Here is a 23,029-nt window from a genome sequence, read left to right as displayed (position 1 = left end):
TCGGTGCCTTTCTAACGGAGTGCATCAGTGGTGGTCGTGGCGTGTGTCGGCCCGGCGCACCAGGGCCTGAAGGGCCCGGAACCAGGTCCGGCCCAGGTCGTCGACCGCCTCCTGGGTCAACAGCCCTGCCGCGTACGCCCAGTGGGCGTTGAGCAGCGGGCCGTCGGGACGGTCCTCGGTGAGGGCGTTGAGGGTGAGGGCGTGCGACATCGGCATGCCGGGGTCGGCGTCGAGGTCGGCGGCGTCCTCCTCGGGGGCGTAGGACCAGTCGGCGGCCTCGGCGTGCCCGAAGCGGCCCATGTAGTTGAACTCGATCTGGGGCTCGGCGAGTTGAGACAGCCCTGGTCCGGTCTCGGGGTTGAGGTGGCGCAGGAGTCCGTGCCCGATGCCCGAGGCGGGCAGGGCGGCCAGGTGGCGGCCGATGTTCGCCAGGGCGGCGTCCAGGGCGGGTCCGCCGGCGAGGGCGTCCGCCGGGTGCGGTACGCCCGGGTCGAGCCGTACCGGCACCACGCTGGTGAACCAGCCGACCGTGCGGGACAGATCGGCGTTGCCCGCGAGTTCCTCCTCGCGGCCGTGGCCCTCCAGGTCGACCAGCACCGGTCCGCCGGCCGTGTCCGCGCCGAGCGTCCGGTGCCGCCAGTCGGCGACGGCCAGGGCGAAGGCGGTGAGCAGGACGTCGTTGACGGTGACGCCGAAGGCCGCGGGGACCCGGCTGAGCAGCGGTCCGGTGATCTCGGTGGGCAGGGTCAGGGAGTGGTAGCGGGTGGTGGCGACGGTGTCGCGGGCCGCGTCCAGCGGACGGGCCAGCGGCAGCCCCGCGCCCTCGGCCGACTCGGCGGTCCAGTGCGGCAGTTCGTCGGTGCGGGCCGGTTCGGCGGCGCGGGCGGCGAGCAGCCGCGACCAGCGGCCGAACGACACCTCGACCGGCGCCGGTTCGGGGGTGCGGCCGGAACTGACGGCGGCCCAGGCGCCCGCCAGGTCGGGCAGCAGGACCCGCCAGGACACACCGTCCACGACCAGGTGGTGGACGAGCAGCAGCAGCCGTCCCGGCGCGTCGGGCCCGGCGTCGAACCAGACGGCCCGCACCATCGCGCCGGCGTCGGGGTCGAGCCGGTCGCGGGCGGGGGCGGCGTGCGCGGTGATCGCCGCGCGCAGCGCGGCCTCGTCGGCGCCCCGGACGTCGACCGTGCTCAGCCAGGAGTCGACGTCGGTGTCCTGAGGCGCGGGCACCTGGAGCGTCCACTCCGTGCCGTCCGTGCCGTCCGTGCCCCGGTCCAGGCGGGCGCGGAGCATGTCGTGCCGGTCGGCGACCGCCCGCAGCACGGTGCGAAGGCCGGGTTCGTCCAGGCCTGCCGGGGTGCGGATGAGGGCGGCCTGGTGGTAGGCGGCGATCGGGCCGCCGCGCTCGCGCAGGGCGTGCATGATCGGGGTGAGCGGGACCGTTCCGGTGCCGTCGTCGTGCCGGCGGCGCCGCTCGCTGTCGTCGAGCGGTACGGCGACGGCGGCCAGGGCGGCGACCGTGCGCAGCTGGAAGACCTGGCGCGGGGTGATCCGCAGCCCGCCGGTGCGGGCCCGGGCGACCAGGTGCATGGCGACGATGCTGTCTCCGCCGAAGGCGAGGAAGTCGTCGTCGACGCCGACGGCGGCCTCGGGCAGCCCCAGCACCTCCGCGAAGAGGTCGCGCAGCGCGCGCTCGGTGTCGTTCTCCGGCGCACGTCCCCCGCCGGTCGAAGTGAAGTCCGGCGCGGGCAGGTTGGCCCGGTCCAGCTTGCCGTTGGACAGCAGCGGCAGCCGGTCCAGGACCACCACGGCGGCCGGGACCATGTACTCGGGCAGCGCGGCGGCGGTGTGGGCGCGCAGGGCGGCCTGGTCGGCGGCGCCGTCCGGGACCTCCGCGTAGGCGACCAACTGCCGTACTCCGGGCCGGTGTTCGCGGGCCACGACCACGGACCGGGCGACGGCCGGATGGGTGTCCAGTACGGCTTCGATCTCGGCGAGTTCGACCCGGTAGCCGCGGATCTTCACCTGGTCGTCGGCGCGTCCGGCGAACTCCAGGAGTCCGTCCTCGGTCCAGCGGGCCAGGTCGCCGGTGCGGTACATGCGCTCGCCCGACGTGCTGAAGGGATCGGCGACGAACCGCTCGGCGGTCTGGCCCGGGCGGCCGAGATAGCCGCGGGCCAGCCCGGGCCCGGCCAGGTACAGCTCGCCGGTGGCGCCGGGCGGGACCGGCCGCAGCGCCGAATCCAGCACATAGGCACGGGAGTTGTGGACCGGTCGGCCGACGACGGGCCGCGCGCTGTCGCGGACCCGGCCGACCAGGGCGTCGACGGTGGCCTCGGTGGGGCCGTAGAGGTTGAACGCCTCGGTGTCGCGGAGCGCGGCGAGCCGGGTCCACAGCGCGTCGGGAACGGCCTCGCCGCCGAAGCCGACCACCGCGAGGGGGCAGCCGCCGTCCGATGTGAACAGTCCGCTGTCCGCCATCTGCGCGAGCACGGACGGGGTGACCTCGATGAAGTCGATGCCCTGGTCGCGGACGAACGCGGCGAGCAGTTCGGGGTCGCGGCGGGTCTCGTCGTCGGCGATGTGCAGGGCGTGTCCGTCGAGGAGCCACAACTGCGGCTGCCAGGAGGCGTCGAAGGAGAACGACCAGGCGTGGCCGACCCGCAGATGACGGCGTCCGGTGCGTTCCTTGGCCAGGTCGTGCAGGTCGTGGCGGTGGCTGTGGAAGAGGTTGGCCACACCGCGCTGGGTGACGACGACGCCCTTGGGGCGGCCGGTGGAGCCGGAGGTGTAGATGACGTAGGCGGGGTGGTCGGGGCCGGGGGGCGTGGGTTCGGCCTCCGGGGCGCCTTCGAGATCCGTCAGGCCGATCACCGGGACGTCCGTCGCGGGCAACGAGGTCGCGGGATCCGTGAGGACCAGGACCGGGCGGGCGTCGGCCAGCATGTCCTGGATGCGGGACGGCGGCAGGCCGGGGTCGAGGGGCAGATAGGCGGCGCCCGACTTCATCACGGCCAGGATGGCGGCGATGTGGTCGGCGGTGCGGGGCAGGGCGAGGGCGACGAACCGCTCGGGGGCGGCACCGCGAGCCGCGAGGGCGCGCGCCAACCGGTCCGTCCGGGCGTCGAGTTCGGCGAAGGTCCAGGTGGTCGTGGAATCGGTGACGGCGACCGCGTCCGGCGAGGCGGCGGCCTGTGCGGCGAACAGCGCGGGCACGGTGTCGGGCCCGCCCGGCAGCGCGTTGTCGTTCCAGGTCTCCAGGACCGTACGGCGGTCGGCCGCTTCCAGGAGATCGAGGGCGCCCACCGGCCGGTCGGGCCGCTCGGCCATCGTGGTCAGCAGGGTCACGAGGGCGGCCGTGATACGGCGGACGGCCGGCGCCTCGAACAGGTCGGGGCGGAACTCGGCGGTCAGCCGCAGCCGTTCGGCGGGCTCCACGGCCCAGGCGAACGGGTAGTGGGTGGAGTCCGCGTGCTCACGAATGGCCACGCGGGGTGCGTCGCCGGTGCCGTCGGCGGGCTCGTCGGCTACCGGGTACGACTCGAACACCATGAGGGTGTCGAAGAGTTCGCCGAGCCCGGCGGCGCGCTGGATGTCGGCGAGACCGAGGTGCTGGTGGTCGATGAGCCGGGACTGCTCGTCCTGGAGCCGGGCCAGCAGGGCCGCCGCGCTCTCCTCCGGGCGCAGGCGGACGCGTACCGGCACGGTGTTGATGAACAGACCGATCATCGACTCGGCGCCGGGGAGTTCGGGCGAGCGGCCCGCTACGGTGGCGCCGAACACCACGTCGTCGCGTCCGGTGAGCCGCCCGAGGAGGACACCCCAGGCCGCCTGGACCAGGGTGTTGAGGGTCAGGCCGTGGGCGCGGGCGAAGGCGTCGAGCGTGGCGGTGTGGTCCGGGTCCAGCTCGACGGTGTGGGTGTGCGGGACGAGCGCCGTGCGGCCGGGGTCGGCGGGCGCGAGCCGGGTGGGCTCGGCCAGATCGTCCAGGGCCTCGGTCCAGGCGGCGGCGGAGACGGCGGGCTCCCGGGACGCGAGCAGCCGCAGCTGGGCCCGGTAGGGGGCCGGGGCGGGCAGCTCCCGGCCCTCGTACAGCTTCCACAGCTCGGCGGTGAGCAGGGGCAGCGACCAGCCGTCCAGGAGGAGGTGCTGGTGGGAGAGGACGAGGCGGTGGCGGTCCGCGCCGAGCTTGGCCAACAGCAGTCGCAGCAGCGGCGGTTCGGCGGTGTCGAAGCGGCGCCGCTCCTGCTGGAGGAGACGGTCCCAGTCCTCCGCGGCGGAGTGCTCGACCTGGCGCCAGGGCACCGCGACCGTACGCGGTACGACGGCGACGGGCCGCCCGGAGGACAGGTGCCGGAAGCCGGCACGGAGGTTCTCGTGCCGGTCGAGGAGGCGCTGTGCGGCGGCGCGCAGCCGCTCGGCGTCCAGGGGGCCTTCGAGGTCGTAGGAGATCTGGACCGTGTAGACGTCGGGACCCTCGTCGCCGTCGTCGAGGGCGGCGTGGAAGAGCAGGCCGGCCTGGAGCGGGGAGACGGGCAGGATCTCGGTGCCGGCGGGCAGCCCTGCGAGTTCGGCACGCTCGTCGTCCGTGAGGCCGGCGAGCAGGTCGGCCGGGTCGTCGGAGCCGTCGTCCGGGGTCAGCGCGGCAGCCACACCGGCCAGCCCGGCCGCGGACTTGTGCCGGAAGACGTCACGCGGGCTGAAGGCCAGCCCGGCCGCGCGGGCGCGGGCGACCAGTTGCATGGCGACGATGCTGTCTCCGCCGAGGGAGAAGAAGTCGTCGTCGGGGCCCACCCGTTGGAGTCCGAGGACATCGGCGACCAAGGCGCACAGGGTCTCTTCGAGCGGGGTGCGCGGGCGGGCCTCGGTGACCTCGGCGGCGAAGTCGGGCGCGGGCAGAGCCGCGCGGTCGAGCTTGCCGTTGGGGGTGAGCGGGAGCGCGTCGAGGGTGACGACGGCAGCCGGGACCATGTGGTCGGGCAGGATGGTCGCGGCATGGGCCCGCAGGGCCGCGGAGTCGGCGCCGCCGGTCACATAGGCGACCAGCCGCTCGTCGCGTACGACGACGGTGGCATGGGCGACGGACGGGTGCGCGGCGAGCACCGCCTCGACCTCGCCGGGCTCGATGCGGAAACCGCGGAGCTTGACCTGGTCGTCGACCCGGCCCAGGTACTCCAGCTCGCCGTCGGCACTCCAGCGGGCCAGGTCGCCGGTGCGGTACATGCGCCCGCCCGGCGTCTTCGCGTACGGGTCGGCGACGAACCGCTCGGCCGTCAGCGACGGGCGGCCGAGGTAGCCGTGCGCCAACTGCACGCCCGCCAGGTACAGCTCCCCCGCGACGCCGGGCGGCACGGGCCGCAGACCGGCGTCCAGCACATACGTCCGGGTGTTCCACACGGGGCGGCCGATGGGCACGGTCGTCGCGTCGGGTCCGACCTCGCGGGCGGTGACGTCGACGGAGGCCTCGGTGGGCCCGTAGAGGTTGTGCAGCTCAGCGGAGAGCACGTCGTGGAAGCGGCGGGTGAGGGGAGCGGGCAGGGCCTCGCCGCTGCACATCACCCGACGCAGCCCGGTGCACCGTACGGCGGCGGGCTCGTCGAGGAAGGCACGCAGCATGGACGGCACGAAGTGGGCGGTGGTGACGCGGGCCCGCTGGATCAGGTCGGCCAGCGCGGCGGCGTCCTTGTGAACCTCGGGCGGGGCGACGACCAGGGTCGCGCCGGTGATCAGGGGCCAGAAGAACTCCCACACCGACACGTCGAAGCTGGACGGCGTCTTCTGCAACACCCGGTCGTCAGCGCCGAGTTGATAGGCATCCTGCATCCACAGCAGCCGGTTGACGATGCCCTCGTGCGGGACGACGACACCCTTCGGACGGCCCGTGGAACCGGAGGTGTAGATGACATAGGCGGGGTGCAGAGGGTCGTACGACGTCGGCAGCACGGCCTGCGGGCCGGTGGGCAGGGCGTCGCGGATCACGCACACCGGCCGGGCGTCCTCGACCATGAGGGCCAGCCGGTCGGCCGGGTAGTCCGGGTCCAGCGGCAGATACGCCGCTCCCGCCCGATGGGTCGCGAGCAGGGCGACGACCAGGTCCACCGAACGCGGCAGAGCAACGGCGACCGTCCGCTCCGGCCCCGCGCTCAGACCCGCCAGCACACGCGCCGTGGCCTCCACACGGGCGTCCAACTCCGCGTACGTCAGCCGCTGCTCCTCGAACACGAGGGCCGTGGCGTCCGGGGTGCGGGCGGCCTGGGCGCGGAACAGCTCGGGCAGGGTGAGGTCGGGGACGGCGTGGTCGGTGGCGTTGAAGTCGACGAGGACGCGCGCGCGTTCGTCGTCGTGGAGGACGTCTAGGGAGCCGATACGGCGGCCCGGGTCGGCGGCGATCTGCTGAAGCAGCCGTTCCGTGCGGCGGGCCAGCAGGTCGGCGGTGGCCGGGTCGAAGAGGTCGGCGCTGTACTCGATCCAGCCCTCGATGCTCTCGCCCCGCTCGACGAAGTCGAAGCTCAGGTCGAACTTGGCGGTGTCCTGGCCGACGGACTCGCGGCGGAGATCGAGCCCGGGCAGGGCAGGACCGGCACCCTCGCCTGCCAGGTGGACGACCATGACCTGGAACAACGGGTGCCGGGCCAGGGAGCGTTCGGGGTTGACGGCCTCCACAAGGCGCTCGAACGGCAGCTCCTGGTGGTCGTAGGCGGCCAGGTCGGCCGACCGGACGCGGGCCAGCAGCTCGGCGAAGGTGGGGTCGCCGGAGAGATCGGTGCGCAGGACGAGGGAGTTGACGAAGAAGCCGACCAGGTCTTCGAGGGCCTCGTCGGAGCGGCCCGACACCGGTGCGCCGAGGGGGATGTCGTCCCCGGCGCCGAGGCGGTGCAGCAGCGCGGCCACGGCTGCCTGGGCGACCATGAACATGCTGACGCCGTGCTCGCGGGCCAGGTCGCGCAGGGCGCGGGCCAGGGCGGGCGGGACGGTGAAGCCGGCCGTGCCACCGCGCCCGGTGGACTCGGCGGGGCGGGGCCGGTCGGTGGGCAGGTTCAGCTCGTCGGGCAGCCCGCGCAGGGTGTCCGTCCAGTGGGCGAGCAGGTCCGCCTCGGTCGCGTCGAGCAGGTCGCGCTGCCAGAGCGTGTAGTCGGCGTAACTCGCGGGCAGCGGCGCCCAGTCGGGGGCCCGTCCGGCGGCGCGGGCCGCGTAGGCGGTACCCAGGTCGGCGAGGAGCGGGCGGTCGGACCACTCGTCGGTGGCGATGTGGTGCAGCAGGAGCAGCAGGACGTGTTCGTCGGGGCCGGTCTCGAACAGGGTGGCCCGGAGCGGGAGTTCGCGCTCCAGGTCGAAGAGGTGCGCGGCGTGGGCGTTCAGTTCCTCGAACGGCGCGGTGATGAGCGGGACTTGGACGTCCTCCAGGATCCGCTGGTACGGCATCCCGTCGACCGACGGGAACACGGTCCGCAGCGGGGCGTGCCGGGCGACCACGTCGTTCAGGGCGGACCGGAGGGCGTCCGGGTCGAGGGCGCCGGTCAGCCGCCAGGCGGACGGCAGGTTGTACGCCGTGCTCGCGCCGTCGACCTGGGCGAGCAGCCACAGCCGCCGCTGGGCGGAGGACAGCGGCAGCGGCGTCGGACGCGGCCTCGGGTCGCTGAGCGCGGGCCGGGTCTCGGCGTCGGACGTGCCGATGCGCGCCGCGAGCCGGGCCACCGTGGGCGCCTCGAACACCGTACGGACGCCGAGGTCGGCCCCGAGGGCGGTGCGGACGCGGCTGACCAGGCGCATCGCGAGCAGGGAGTGGCCGCCGAGGGCGAAGAAGTCGTCGTCGGCGCCGATCCGTTCGAGGCCCAGGACATCGGCGAACAGGGCGCCGAGGATCTCCTCGCGCGGGGTGCGCGGCGGGGTGCCGTCACTCGCCGTGGTGCCGAAGTCGGGCGCGGGCAGGGCCCTGCGGTCGAGCTTGCCGTTGGGGGTGAGCGGGAGCGCGTCGAGGGTGACCACGGCGGCCGGGACCATGTGGTCGGGCAGGATGGTCGCGGCATGGGCCCGCAGGGCCGCGGAGTCGGCGCCGCCGGTCACATAGGCGACCAGCCGCTCGTCCCGTACGACGACGGTGGCGTGGGCGACGGACGGGTGCGCGGCGAGCACGGCCTCGATCTCACCGGGTTCGACGCGGAAGCCGCGGACCTTCACCTGGTGGTCGGTGCGGCCGAGGTACTCGACCGTGCCGTCGGCGGTCCAGCGGGCCAGGTCGCCGGTGCGGTACATGCGCCCGCCCGGCGTCTTCGCGTACGGGTCGGCGACGAACCGCTCGGCCGTCAGCGACGGGCGGCCGAGGTAGCCGCGCGCCAACTGCACGCCCGCCAGGTACAGCTCCCCCGCGACGCCGGGCGGCACGGGCCGCAGACCGGCGTCCAGGACGTAGACGCGCGTGTTCCACACCGGGCGGCCGATGGGGACGACGGTCGCGTCGGGGCCGATCCGGATCGCCGTCACGTCGACGGACGCCTCGGTGGGCCCGTAGAGGTTGTGCAGCTCGGCGGAGAGCACCTCGTGGAAGCGGCGGGTGAGGGCGGCGGGCAGGGCCTCGCCGCTGCACATCACCCGGCGCAGTCCGGTGCACCCGGCGGCGGACGGCTCCTCCAGGAACAGTTGGAGCATGGACGGCACGAAGTGGACGGTGGTGACGTCCTGTTCGCGGATCAGCCGGGCCAGGTAGGCGGGGTCGCGATGCCCCTCGGGCCGGGCGAGCACCAGACCGGCGCCGGTGATCAGCGGCCAGAAGAACTCCCACACCGACACGTCGAAGCTGGACGGCGTCTTCTGCAACACCCGGTCGTCAGCGCCGAGTTGATAGGCATCCTGCATCCACAGCAGCCGGTTGACGATGCCCTCGTGCGGGACGACGACACCCTTCGGACGGCCCGTGGAACCGGAGGTGTAGATGACATAGGCGGGGTGCAGAGGGTCGTACGACGTCGGCAGCGCGGCCTGCGGGCCGGTGGGCAGGGCGTCGCGGATCACACACACCGGCCGGGCGTCCTCCAGCATCAGGGCCAGCCGGTCCGCCGGGTAGTCCGGGTCCAGCGGAAGATACGCCGCTCCCGCCCGATGGGTCGCGAGCAGCGCGACGACCAGGTCCACCGAACGCGGCAGAGCAACGGCGACCGTCCGCTCCGGCCCCGCGCCCAGACCCGCCAGCACACGCGCCGTGGCCTCCACACGGGCGTCCAACTCCGCGTACGTCAGCCGTTCCGCCTCGAACACGAGGGCCGTGGCGTCGGGGGTGCGGGCGGCCTGGGCGCGGAACAGCTCGGGCAGGGTCTGCTCCGGCACGGTGTGCGCGGTGGCGTTCCAGTCAGTGAGGACGCGGGCGCGTTCGGCGTCCTCCAGGACGTCCAAGTCCCTGATGGTGCCGTCGGGTTCGGCGGCGATCCGCTCCAGCAGCCGCACCGCGCGGGCGGCCAGACGGTCGGCCGTGGAGTGGTCGAAGAGATCGGTGGCGTACTCCAGGAGCAGGACGACGCGGTCGGTCTCGTCGACGAAGGTGAAGTGCAGGTCGAACTTGGCCATTCCGGTGTCCATGTCGAACCACTCGGTGGCCAGGCCGAGCACGTCGGGGACGCCGTCGGGCCGGTGGTGGTAGCCGAGCATGACCTGGAAGAGCGGGTTGCGGCCCGCCACCCGGGGCGGGTTGAGGGCCTCCACCACCCGGTCGAAGGACAGGTCCTGGTACGCGAAGGCGGCGAGGGACGACTCCCGGACCCGGCCGAGCAGTTGACGGAACGTGAGTTCGTCGCCGGACAGGTCGGTGCGCAGGACCAGGGTGTTGACGAAGAAGCCCACCAGGTCGCTCAGGGCCTCGTCGGTGCGGCCCGCGATGGGTGCGCCGAGGGGGATGTCATCGCCGGCGCCGAGCCGGTGCAGCAGTGCGGCGGTGGCCGCCTGGAACAGCATGAACATGCTGGTGCCGGTGGCGCCGGAGAGGTCGCGCAGGGCGTGGCCGGTGGCGGTGGGCAGCTCCAGGCGGACCTTGCCGCCGTGTCCGGTCGGCTCGGCCGGGCGCGGCCGATCGGCGGGCAGGGGCAGTTCGTCGGGGAGGCCGCGCAGGGCGTCCGCCCAGTAGGTCAGTTGGGCTTCGCCGGTGGGGCCGGCGAGCAGGTTCTCCTGCCAGAGGGTGTAGTCGGCGTACTGCACCGGCAGCGGCGCCCACGCGGGTGCCTCGCCCGCCCGCCGGGCGTCGTAGGCGGCGGTCAGGTCGGCGAGGAAGGGGCGGTCGGACCACTCGTCGGTGGTGATGTGGTGCAGGACGACGGCCACCACATGGTCGTCGGCACCGAGCCGGAACACCTCGCAGCGCAGCGGGAGTTCGGTGGTGAGGTCGAAGGGGCGGCGCTGGGCCGCCTCGATCAGCGCGGGCAGGCCCGCCTCGGTGGCGTCGACGACGGTGAGCGCCGGGTACGCCTCCTCGGCCGGGACGATCCACTGGTACTCGTGTGCCGGGAACACCGTGCGCAGCGCCTCGTGGCGACCCGCGACGTCCCGCAGCGCGGTGCGCAGGGCCTCGATGTCGAGGTCGCCGCGCAGCCGGACGACCAGCGGGAAGTTGTAGGCGACACCGCTGCCGGTGATCTGCTCGACCAGCAGCAGCCGGCGCTGGGCGGCGGCGAGCGGGATTCGGGCGGGCCGGTCGGCGACCGGGGTGACGGCGGCCCTGGCCGGGCTCGCCCCGCCGACCCGGGCGGCGAGCCGGGCCGGGGTGGGCGCCTCGAACAGGTCACGGATGGCGAGTTCGGCGCCCAGTTCGGTGCGGGCGCGGCTGACCAGGCGGGTGGCGAGCAGCGAGTGTCCGCCGAGGTCGAAGAAGCCGTCCTCGGCGCCGACTTCGGGCAGGCCGAGGACCTCCGCGAAGAGCCGGCAGAGCGTCTCCTCCTCGGGGGTGCGCGGGCCGCGTCCGCCGCCGAGGGCGACGACGGGTTCGGCGTCGGGCAGGGCGTTCACATCGAGCTTGCCGTTGGCGTTCATCGGCAGCCCGTCGACGGTGACGAAGGCGGCCGGGACCATGTAGTCGGGCAGTTCGCAGCCCAGGTCCTCGCGCAGGCGGCGCACGAGCGCGCTCGCCTCGCGGGCGGCGGTGGGCTCGTTGGCGTAGGGGGCGGTGCCGCCGCCCGGCCGGAACAGGCCGCCGGTGAGCCTCGGTTCATCGGAAGCGGTGAACACCGCGTCGTAGGTCCCGGTCGTCTCCGACCAGGTGGTGAACACCTGGTGCCCGGTGCGGGCGCCGAGGTCGTGCAGGCTCTCGGGGTCGACACCGCCCTCGACGGTGCGGCCGTCGGGAACGCCGGTGACGCGCAACGGGCCCGCCGTCAGCCGCTGTTGGAGGTCGGCCTCGCCTGCCCAGGCGGCAGCCGGGACCGTGTCGAGGCGGGTGTCCGGCTCGCCCTTGTACAGCACGACGTCGTAGCGGTGCCGGGTCAGCTCGTTGTGGTGGTGGCCGCGCTTGGTGCGCAGGTCGACGCCGTGGCCGAGGGTGGTGAAGTAGTCGGGGTCGACGAGGAGTTCCTTCTCCAGGGCGAGGCCGCGGGTGACGGCCCGCTCCAGGTCGGCCTCGTCCGTGGCGCGGGCGCGCTGGATCTCGGTGTGGAAGGTGCGGGCCAGCCGCAGGTTGCGGACGTCGCCGACGAACAGGGCGCCGCCGGGCACGAGCAACTCCATGGCGCCGTCGATGACGGCGGTGAGGTACTCGATGCTCGGGAAATACTGGATGACGGAGTTGATGACGATCGTGTCGAAGTAGCCGGTGGGCAGCCCGGTGAGATCCTCGGCCGGGCGGCAGCGCAGCTCGACCTTGGCGGCCAGCTCCGGGTCACGGTCGCGGAGTTCCTCGCCGATCTTGCGGATGACGGGCGCGGCGAAGTCGGTGCCCCAGTACGCCTCGGCGGCCGGCGCGAGCCGGGACAGCAGCAGGCCGGAGCCGATACCGATCTCCAGGACGCGGCGCGGGTGCAGGGAGCCGATGCGGGCCAGGGTGGCCTCGCGCCACTCGTGCATCTCCTCGAAGGGGATGGGCTCGCCGTCGTAGGAGCTGTCCCAGCCGTCGTACTGCTCGGTGAAGACGGCGGTGCCGATCTCCTCGTACTCGTCGGAGTAGATCTCCTGCCACTCGCCGACCTGGGCGGCCTCGGCGGCCGACCGCTCCTCCTCGCTGCCGCGCGCGGGGACGACGTAGCCGACGAGCCGTTCGTCGCGGACGACCACAGCGGCCTGGGCGACCAGCGGATGGCGGCTGAGGGCGGTCTCGATCTCGCCGGGCTCGATGCGGTAGCCGCGGATCTTGACCTGGTCGTCGGTGCGGCCGAGGAAGTCGAGGTTGCCGTCGGCGCATCGGCGCACCAGGTCGCCGGTGCGGTACATGCGCTCACCGGGCTCACCGAACGGGTCGGCGACGAAGCGTTCCGAGGTCAGCGCCGGGCGGTCGAGGTAGCCGCGGGCGAGGCCGATGCCGGCGATGTACAGCTCGCCGGGGACGCCCTCGGGGACCGGGCGCAGCCAGGCGTCGAGGATGTGGGCGCGGGTGCCGCGGATGGGGCGGCCGACGGTGGGCGTCTCGCTGTCGAGGGTGCCGCCACCGAGGGTGTTGATGGTGTACTCGGTCGGCCCGTACAGGTTGTAGCCGTACGTCCCCTCGGTGTCGCGCAGGGCCGCCCACACCGTCTCCGGGACGGCCTCGCCGCCGAGGAGGACGAGGGGCGGGACATGGCCCTCCAACAGGCCCTGCTCGATGAGAAGTCGGGCATAGGTGGGGGTGACGTTGACGACGTCGACGCGGTGTTGTTCGCAGTAGGCGGTCAACGCCTCGGCGTCGCGGCGGAGTTCCTCGTCGCAGACGTGCACCTCGTGGCCCTCGACGAGCCAGAGCAGCTCCTCCCACGACATGTCGAAGGCGAAGGACACGGTGTGCGCGATGCGCAGCCGGCGCCCGCCCGCCGCGGCGATGGCGGGTTCGAAGATCTCCTTCTGGTGGTTGAGCTGCATGTTCGTCAGGCCCCGGTAGGGGGTGACGACGCCCTTGGGGCGGCCGGTGGAGCCGGAGGTGTAGATGACGTAGGCGGGGTGTTCCAGGCTGAAGCGGGCGTGCACCGGCTCGGCGGGCAGTGCGCCCAGCTCGGCACGGGTCGCCGGGTCGTCGAGCAGGACGCGCGGCAGGTCGCCGTCGAGGGTCGCGGAGACGGCGGTGGTGGAGAGGAGGAGCAGCGGGCGGGCGTCGGCCAGCATCAGCGAGAGCCGGTCGGCCGGGTGGTCGAGTTCCAGGGGCAGGTAGGCGGCGCCGGTGCGCAGGACGGCGAAGAGCGCGACCACCATGTCGATGGAGCGCCCCAGCCCGAGCGCGACGACCCGCTCGGGGCCCGCGCCCCGGTCGAGGAGGAGGCGGGCCATGCGGTTGACGTCCGCGTCCAGTTCGGCGTACGTCAGGGTGCGCTCGCCGAGGACCAGGGCGCGCGCGTCCGGAGTGCGGGCGGCCTGGGCGGCGAGCAGGTCGGCGATCGTGTCCTCGGGGTCGGGGACCCGGCTCGCCGCCCACTCCCCGGCCAGCGCGGCGCGTTCCTCGGGCAGCGCGGGGTCGAGGGAGCCGACGGGCGCGGACAGGTCAGTGGTGAGCCGGTCAAGGAGCAGGGCGAAACGATCCAGCATGATCTGGGCGCGGTCGGCCGGCACCTGGTCGGGGCGGTGGGTGAGGGTGACCTGAATGCGCCGACCGGGCGTGACGACGAGGTTGACCGGGTAGTGGGTGGCGTCCACGTTGGCGACGGCGGTGGCGCCGTGCCGGGTGCGCAGCTCGGCCAGCCGGTCCTCGGTGTCGTTGTTCCGCAGCACGAACAGGGTGTCGAAGAGTTTCCGGTGGCCGGTCTCGGCCTGGAGCACGCCGAGGCTGAGGTGCTCGTGCGGCATGAGGTCGAGCCGCTCGCCCTGGACCCGCTTGAGCAGGTCGAGGACCGGCTCGGCGGGGTCGTAGGCGATACGGGTGGGGACCGTGTTCAGGAAGAGGCCGATGATGCGCTCGACGTCGGGGACCTCGCTGGGCCGCCCGGCGACGGTGGTGCCGAAGACGACGTCGGTGCGGCCGGTCGCGGAGGCCAGGGTCAGGCCCCAGGCCGCGTTGAGCAGGGTGTTGAGGGTGAGACCGTGGGCTCGGCCGGTCTCCCGCAGCCGTTCACCGAGGGCGGCGGGCAGCCGTACGTCGAGTTGCTCGGGGATCACCGGGTCGAGTCCGTCGGCGCCCGGGACCAGGAGGGTCGGCTCGTCCAGGCCGGACAGGGCGGTGCGCCACGCGGTGGTGGCGTCGGTGTCGTCCTGTTCCTCCAGCCAGGTCAGGTAGTCGCGGTAGCTGCCGGGGGCGGTCAGCGCGGAGGCGTCGCCGGCGGAGGCGTACAGGTCGAACAGCTCGTCCAGGAAGAGCCAGGCGGACCAGCCGTCCCACAGGATGAGATGGCGGCCGATGACGAGCCGGTCGCCGCGCTCCGCGCCGAGCCGCACCAGCAGCAGCCGGAACAGCGGGGGCGCGGTGAGGTCGAAGCGGCGGTTGCGTTCAGCGTCCGTCAACTCGGCGAGCCTGGCGTCCTGTTCGGCGCGCGGCAGCCCGGAGAGGTCGGCCTCCTCCAGCGGGACCTCGGGGTCCTCGACGATGAACTGCACCGGGCGGCTGAGCCCGTCGCTGGTGAACCCGGCGCGCAGGCCGGGGTTGCGGGCCAGCAGGGTCCGTAGGGCGGCGCGCAGCCGGGCGGTGTCGAGGCGTTCGGCGAAGTCGAAGGTCTCGTGGACGGTGTATACGTCGAGGACGGGGGCGCCGTCCTGGGTGTCGTGCCCGGCGTCGAAGGTGGAGTGGAAGAACAGGCCCTCCTGGAGGGGGGCCAGCGGCCAGACGTCCGCGACGGCGGCGGGGGCTGCCAGGGCGTGCACACGGGCCCGCTCGTCGTCGGTGAGGGCAAAGGACGAAGAGGCCCGCGGCCCGGCCGAAGCGGAGATGACGGGAGCCGCTCCGGCCAGGGCCGCGGGGGTCCGGTGGGTGAACACGTCACGCGGGCTGAGGTCGAGGCCCGCGGCGCGCGCCCGGCTGGAGACACCGATGGAGCTGATGCTGTCGCCGCCGAGCAGGAAGAAGTCGTCGTCGGGGCCGGCGTCCTCGATGCCGAGGACGGCGGTGAAGATCTCCGTCAGCAGCCGCTCGCGTTCACTCGCGGGCGCACGGCGTACGGCGGCCCGCTCGGCCTCGGGGGCGGGCAGCGCGGCCTGGTCCAGCTTGCCGCTCGGGGTGAGCGGCAGGGCGTCGAGGACGACGAAGGCGTCCGGGACCATGGCGGCGGGGAGGGCGGCGGCGAGGGCGGCTCGCAGCCCGGCCGCGTCGGGTGCCCCGGCGACGGGGACCACGTACCCGACCAGACGCTGCTCGCGCACGGTCACCGCGGCCTGCGCGACGGCCGGCTGCGCGGCCAACGCGGCCTCGATCTCGCCGAGTTCGACGCGGTTGCCGCGCAGCTTGACCTGGCGGTCGGTGCGGCCGAGGTAGTCGAGGGTCCCGTCGGCGCGGCGGCGCACCAGGTCGCCGGTGCGGTACATGCGCTCACCCGACGTGCTGAACGGATCGGCGACGAAGCGGTCCGCGGTGAGCGCGGGGCGCCGGTGGTAGCCGCGCGCCAGCTGGACGCCGGTGAGGTACAGCTCGCCGGGGACGCCGTCGGGCACCGGGCGCAGGCGGGAGTCGAGGACGCGCAGCCCGGTGTTCCACACCGGGCGGCCGAGCGGCACGGTGGTGTCGTCGGCGCCGTCGAGGAAGGTGTGGTGGGTGACGTCGACGGCGGCCTCGGTGGGGCCGTAGAGGTTGTGCAGCGGGACCCCGGTCAGGGCGTGCCAGCGGGCCGCCGCGTGGCCGGGCAGACCCTCGCCGCTGCTGAAGACGCGGCGCAGGGAGGCCGCCCAGCCCGGGTCGGCGGTCACCTCGTCGGAGGCGAGGAAGGCCTCCAGCATCGACGGCACGAAGTGCAGGGTGGTGACGCGCTGTTCGGCGATGACCCGGGCGAGGTAGGCGGGGTCGCGGTGGCCGTCCGGCGCGGCGAGCACGACGGCGGCGCCCTCGCACAGCGCCCAGAAGAACTCCCAGACGCTGACGTCGAAGCTGGCCGGTGTCTTCTGCAACACCCGGTCTTCGGCGGTGAGTTGATACGCGCCCTGCATCCAGGCCAGCCGGTTGCCGATGGCCCGGTGGGTGACGACGACGCCCTTGGGACGGCCGGTGGAGCCGGAGGTGTAGATGAGGTAGGCGGGGTGGTCGGGGGTCAGCGGCACGCTCTGCTCATCGGTGGAGGCCGCGTCGTACGCGTCGTCCACGCACAGCAGCTCCAGACCGTCCACCTCGGGCAGCCGTACGGCGTCCCGGGCCGTGGTGACGACGGTCCGGGCGCCGGAGTCGGTGAGCATGTACGCGATGCGGTCGGCCGGGTAGTCGAGGTCGACGGGCAGATAGGCGGCGCCCGTCTTCAGCACGCCCAGCAGGGCCACCATCAGCTCCGCCGAGCGCGGTACGGCGACGGCGACGAACCGCTCGGGTCCCGCTCCCCTGGCGCGCAGCCGGCGGGCCAACGCCTCGGCGCGGGCGTCGAGTTCGGCGTAGGTGAGGGTGGTGCCCTCGTGGACGACGGCGGTGGCGTCCGGGGTGCGGGCGGTCTGCGCGGCGATGGCGGCGGTCAGGGTGGTCGCCGGCACGGGGTGCGGCTCGCCCTGCGGGTGTACGGCGTCCCGCTCGGCCGGGGTGAGCAGGTCGAGGGCGGCCACCGTGCGGGCGGTGTCCTCGGCCAGGGCGTCCAGGACCAGGGTGAGCCGGTCGGCGAGGGTCTGCACGGCGTCGGCGGGCAGCCGGTCTGCGTGGTGCTTGAGGCTCAGGTCGAGGCGTCGGCCGGGCTTGACGATGAGGGCCAGCGGATAGTGCACGGTGTCGTGGAAGGCGTGCCCGGCCAGCCGGACGGTGCCGGTGGGGTCGGTGACGTTCGGCTCGGCAGGGTAGTTCTCGAACACCACGAGGGTGTCGAAGAGTTCGCCGCCGCCCGCGTGTCCCGTGGCCCGCTGGATCTCGGCGAGACCGAGGTGCTGGTGGTCGAGGAGGGCGCTCTGCTCCCGCTGGAGGCGTTCCAGGACGGCGCCCAGGGTGTCGGCGGGCGCCCAGCTCAGCCGGGTGGGCAGGGTGTTGATGAAGAGGCCGACCATCGACTCGATGCCGTCCACGGCGGCGTCGCGGCCGGAGACGGTGGTGCCGAAGACAACGTCCTGACGGTCTGTCAGCCCGGCGAGCAGCAGACCCCAGGCGGCCTGCACGACGGTGCCGAGGGTGACGCCGTGCTCGCGGGCACGGGCGGTGAGCCGGGCGGTGGTGCGCTCGGGCAGCTCGACGCGGATCTGGGCGGCCTCGATCGGCCCTGCGGCGGGGGTCTCGACCAGCCGGGTGGGCTCGTCGATCCCGGCCAGGGCGGTGCGCCAGGCTTCGCGGGCGGCCTCGCGGTCGGCGCGGGCGACCCGGGCCAGGTAGGCGCGGTACGGGGCGGCTTCGGGGAGCGGCGCGGGCTCCTCGCCGTAGAGGGCGAGGAGTTCCCGGTGCAGGACGGGCAAGGACCAGCCGTCGGCCACGATGTGATGGAAGGTCAGAACGAGTCGGCTGCGGTCCTCGCCGAACCGGACCAGCGCGCAGCGCAGCAGCGGCGGGCGGGAGAGGTCGAAGCGGAGGGCGCGTTCGTCGGCGGCCACGGCCTCCGCGAGACCGGCGCGGACGGCGGTCTCCTGGGCGGACAGGTCGACCTCCCGCCAGGGCACGTCGAGACCGGTGGTGATCAGCTGGGCGGGGCGGCCGTCGGGGAGCTGGCGGAAGCAGGCCCGCAGCGGGGCGTGCCGGTCGAGCAGCCGCTGGGCGGCGCGGCGCAGGAGATCGCCCTCGACGGGGCCCGCGAGTTCGATGACCTGCTGGACGACGTACGCGTCGTGCTCGCCGCCGTCCACGAGGGCGTGGAAGAAGAAGCCCTCCTGGAGCGGGCCCAGCGGCAGGACCTCGGCGATCGTGAGCGGGTCCCGGCCCTGGAGTGCGGTGAGTTCGTCGGCGGTCGGCGCGTCCCAGGGGGTGCCGGTGGTGTCGTCCGGGTCGGTGGCGGTGCGGGCGACCGTGGCGAGCTGGGCGGCGGTGCGGTGTTTGAAGACGTCGCGCGGGGTCAGCTCCAGCCCGGCGCGGCGGGCCAGGACGAGCAGTTGGATGGCGACGATGCTGTCACCGCCGAGCGCGAAGAAGTCGTCGTCGATGGTGACCGACGGGATGCGCAGGGCCCGTGCGTACAGGTCGCACAGCAGGCGTTCGCGTTCGGTGCGCGGGGCCCGCCCCGAGCTGAGCAGGCCGTAGTCCGGGGTGGGCAGCGCGGCCGAGTCGAGCTTGCCGCTGGGGGTGACGGGCAGCCGGTCCAACGGGACGAGGGCGGCCGGGACCATGTACTCGGGCAGGAACTCGGCGGCGTGCGTGCGCAGCGCGGCCATCAGCGCGTTGACGTTGCGGAACGGCGCCGGACGGTTGGCGTGCGGGTGGTCCTGGCCGGGGCGGTAGAGCGGGCCGGGCTGCTCCTGGCCGGGGCGATGGAGCGGGCCGGCCGAGGTGGCGTCGCCGAGGACGAACACCGCGTCGAGGCTGCCGTCCTCGGCGTCCGCGCTCCAGGTGAGGGCGGCGCGGAAACCGTGCCGGGCGGCGGTCTCGTGCAGCGCCTCGGGGTCGACGCCGGCGCTGCCGGCGGTGGACCTGCTGCTGTCGTCGAGGGTGCCGAGCGCGGCCAGGTCGGGGGCGAGGCGGGCGTTGGGGATGCCGGTGACGCGCAGCAGGGCCGGGCGGTCGATCAGACGTGCGGAGAGTGCCTCGGGGGTGCCGAGCGCGGACCACGGAAGGTCCTGCGAGGTGACGGCGGGCGCAGCGGTGCCGGGGCTCAGGACGACGTCGTACCGGTAGCGGGTCAGCTCGTTGTGGTGGACGCCGCGCTTGATCCGTACGTCGGCGGTGAAACCGTCCAGGGCGGCGAAGTAGTCGGGGTCGACGAGGAGTTCGCCCTCCCAGGCCACGGCCCGGTCGACGGCGGCGCGCAGGGCGTCCTTGTCGCCGTCGGCGTCCGCGCGGCCGGACTCGATCGCCGCGCTCAGGGTGCGCAGCAGCCGCAGGTTGCGTACGTCGCCGACGAACAACGAGCCGCCGGGCGCGAGCAGTTGGGCAGCCGAGTGAAGGACGTCGGTGAGGTACTCGGCGCTCGGGAAGTACTGGATGACGGAGTTGACGACGATCGTGTCGAAGCGGCCTTCCGGGAGTCCGGTCAGCTCGTGCGCGGGACGGGCGAGGAGCGTGACCCGGTCGGCCAGTTCCGGTACGCCGTCGACCTGGGCGCGCAGGGCGCGTACCGCCTCCTCGGAGAGGTCGGTGCCCCAGTACTCGTCGCAGTCGGGGGCGATCCGGGACAGCAGCAGTCCGCTGCCGACGCCGATCTCCAGGACCCGGCGGGGCCGCAGCTCCCGGATCCGGGCGACGGTCGCGTCCCGCCACTCGCGCAGGTCGGCGAGCGGGATGGGCAGCCCGTCGTACATGCTGTTCCAGCCCGCGAAGTTCTCCTCGAAGCCTTCCGAACCGGCGGCTGAGTAGAGGAGTTCGTGCAGGTCCTTCCAGTCGGCGACGGCGTCTTCCCCCTGCGCGGCGACGTCCAGGGAGGGCACGACGTAGGCGGCGAGGCGGCGGTCGCCGGGGCGGTCCTCGCGGACCACGACGGCGGCCTGGTCGACGGCCGGGTGGGCGCGCAGCACCGACTCGATCTCGCCGGGCTCGATACGGAAGCCGCGGATCTTGATCTGGCTGTCTACGCGGCCGTGGAACTCCAGGCGGCCGTCCGCCTTCCAGCGGACCAGGTCGCCGGTGCGGTACAGCCGCTCGCCCGGTGCGCCGAACGGGTCGGCGACGAAACGTTCGGCGGTGAGCGCGGGACGGCCGAGGTAGCCGCGCGCGAGACCGGCGCCGCCGAGGTACAACTCCCCCACCACACCGGCGGGTACGGGCCGCAGCCGGTTGTCGAGGACGTAGGCGCGGGTGCCCGGGTCGGGGACGCCGATGGGCACGATGGTGCCCGCCGGGGTGTCCGGATCGCACAGTCCCAGCGTGGAGTTGGTGGTGGCCTCGGTCGGACCGTAGGCGTTGAACATCATCCGGCCGCGCGCGTACCGGCCGACCAACTCGGGCGAGACGCGCTCGGTTCCGGCCAGCAGGGTTGCCGTGGGCGGCAGTCGGACGTCGTCCGGCATCGCGGCAAGCAGGGCGGGCGGCAGGATCATGAAGGTGATGCCGTGCTCGTTGGCGTAGTCGGCGAGCGGGGCGCCCGGCACGCGGCGGTCGGCGGGTACGACGACCAGCCGGCCGCCGGAGAGCAGGCCGAGGCACAGGTCCCAGAACGCCACGTCGAAGCTGGGCGAGGCGAACTGGAGCACTCTGCTGTGCGTGCCGATCCCGAAGCGCTCGCGTTGTGTGGCGACCAGCTTGGCGACACCGCCGTGGGAGAGCACGACGCCCTTGGGGCGGCCGGTGGAGCCGGAGGTGTAGATGACGTAGGCCGCGTGAGCGACCGTCAGGTCACCGGCGGGGTCCTCGGGGAGGTGCCGGGCGAGCTCGGCCTCGGTCTCCGGGGCGTCCAAGACCAACAGGTCGGTGCCGGGAGGCAGTTCGGAGGCGATCTCCGTGGTCGTCAGGACGCAGACCGGCTCGGCGTCGGCGAGCATGTACGCGATGCGGTCGGCGGGGTAGTCGGTGTCGACCGGCAGATACGCGGCGCCCGACTTCAGCACCGCGACCTCGGCGACGATCAGGTCCGCCGAGCGGGGCACGGCGATCGCCACGACCCGCTCGGGCCCGGCGCCGCGTGCGGCCAGCGCCTGCGCCAACCGGGCGGCGCGGTCGTGGAGTTCGGCGTAGGTGAGGCGGACGTCCTCGTGGATCAGGGCCACTTCGCCGGGGCGGGCGGCGACCTGGTCGGCGAACATCTCCGGCCAGGTGCGGGCGGGGACGTCGTGGTCGGTGTCGTTCCACTCGGCCAGGACGCGCTCACGCTCCGTCTCCTCCAACAGCTCCAGCTCGCCCACGGGGGTGTCCGGGCGGGCGAGGGCGTCGGCGAGGAGTGTGGAGTAGTGGCCGAGGATCCGGTCTGCGGTGCCGGCCTCGAAGAGGTCCGTGCGGTAGGTGAGCCGGAGTTCGACCGACTCCTCGGAGGTCTCCGTCACGCACAGGGCCAGTTCCAGGGGCCCGCCCTCGTCCCAGGGCGCCGGTCCGAAGCCCGTCGCGCACAACAGGGCGCCGCCGCGGCCCGGCTCGGGGGCGAGGAGGCCGAGGAGGTCGGCGGTGGGGAGGCGGTGGGCCTCGGCGGCCTCGTGTTCGGCGGCTACCCGGTCGCACAGCTCGGCGAACGTGGTGTCGCCGTCCACGGCGACGCGCAGCGGCAGGCCCGCGCGCGCCACGGCGACGTCGGCCGGCTGGACCGCCGCGCCGCCGTAGCGGTGCAGCAGGGCGACCTGGGCGGCGAGCAGCACATGGTCGGCCGGGCGGGGCAGCGTGAGCTCCCAGGCCCGGGTGTCGGTCGGCGCCGGCCCCGCCGGACCGTGCGGCAGGGCCAGGTCGACCGGCAGCGCGACCTCCCGCGGCTGCCTGGCGAACCGCCGGCCCCAGTACTCCTGCCCAGAACGCGTGTTACCCGACACAGCTGCCCGTGCCTCCCCTAGCGAGACGGATACCGGCCCAACGGAGCCGCAACCGCTCGAATAGTAAGGTAAGCATTGCCTTACTTGATAGCCCTCCCCGGGGAGAGAGGTTCACCACACAGCAGCTGAGGTTATGCTCGCCTTACCTGTGAATGACCTGCTAACAACGCGAACGACGCACCCTCGAACGGGCGATGACGTGGAGAGAGGCCAGTGGCTCCAGGCAAGAAGCTGCGCAGCTCGGTGCTGGTCGGCGTCGTCGTCGGCCTGCTGGTGCTGTTGTCCCTGCTCTCCGTGGCGCTGGGCGCGCTGAGCATCCCGCTCGACCAGGTGGTCCGTGCCCTGTTCGGGGACGCGTCGAGCAAGATCGTCGACAACGTGATCTGGTCGGTCCGGATCCCCCGCACCCTGCTGGGGCTGACGACCGGCGCCGCGCTCGGTATGTCCGGGGCGCTGATGCAGGCGCTGACCCGCAATCCGCTCGCCGACCCGGGCATCCTCGGGGTGAGCGCCGGCGCGGCCTTCGCGATCGTCCTCGCGGTCGGGGTGTTCGGGATCACATCCGTGTACGGCTATGTGTGGTTCGCCTTCGTCGGGGCGCTGGTGGCGAGCGTGGTGGTGTTCTTCCTGGGCCGGCTGGGCCGTTCCGGGGCGACGCCCGTGAAACTCGCGCTCGCCGGGGTCGCCATCACGTCCATGCTGTCGTCGGCCACGAGTGCGATCGTCCTCACCGACCCGGACGCCCTCGACCGCTACCGCTTCTGGTCGGCGGGCTCGCTGGCCGACCAGGACTCCGGTGAACTGCTGCGCATCCTGCCGTTCCTGGCGGTCGGCGCGGTGTTCGCGCTGGCTTGCGCCCCCGCTCTCAACAGCCTCGCCCTGGGCGACGACATGGCGGCCTCGCTCGGCCGCCGGCTGGGCCTCGTACGGCTCCAGGGCGTCACCGCGATCGTGCTGCTGACCGGCGCTTCGGTGGCCGTGATCGGCCCGGTGGTCTTCCTCGGCCTGGTCGTGCCGCACATCGCGCGCGTGCTGGCCCAGTGGGCCGGCATCGGCCCCGACCACCGCTGGCTGCTGCCGCTGTCCGCCGCCATCGCGCCCGTGCTGCTGCTGACCGCGGACATCGTCGGCCGGCTCGTCGACCGGCCGAGCGAGATCCAGGCGGGCGTCCTGGTGGCCTTCATCGGCGGTCCGTTCTTCATCGCCCTGGTACGTCGACGGAAACTCGCGGAGGTGTGAGGTGCCCGCCCGG

General features: G+C 73.8%; 2 protein-coding genes. One reads left to right on the top strand and one right to left on the bottom strand.

What is annotated here, in order from left to right:
• Window positions 1–24: 24 nt before the first annotated feature.
• Window positions 25–21,777 carry a non-ribosomal peptide synthase/polyketide synthase gene (locus ACFPIH_RS11865; protein ID WP_381174134.1) on the bottom strand — a complete coding sequence of 7,251 codons (21,753 nt, stop codon included), beginning with the start codon at window positions 21,775–21,777 and terminating at the stop codon, window positions 25–27.
• A gap of 243 nt (window positions 21,778–22,020) precedes the next feature.
• Between ACFPIH_RS11865 and ACFPIH_RS11860 the strand changes: the two genes are divergently transcribed.
• Complete coding sequence (locus ACFPIH_RS11860) at window positions 22,021–23,016, top strand: FecCD family ABC transporter permease (protein WP_381174294.1); 996 nt, start codon at window positions 22,021–22,023, stop codon at window positions 23,014–23,016.
• Window positions 23,017–23,029: the final 13 nt, after the last annotated feature.

Origin of the sequence: Streptomyces vulcanius (assembly GCF_042653945.1) — a bacterium.
Classification (GTDB): Bacteria; Actinomycetota; Actinomycetes; order Streptomycetales; family Streptomycetaceae; genus Streptomyces; species Streptomyces mangrovi.
This window is presented reverse-complemented; position numbering and strand designations above follow the sequence as displayed.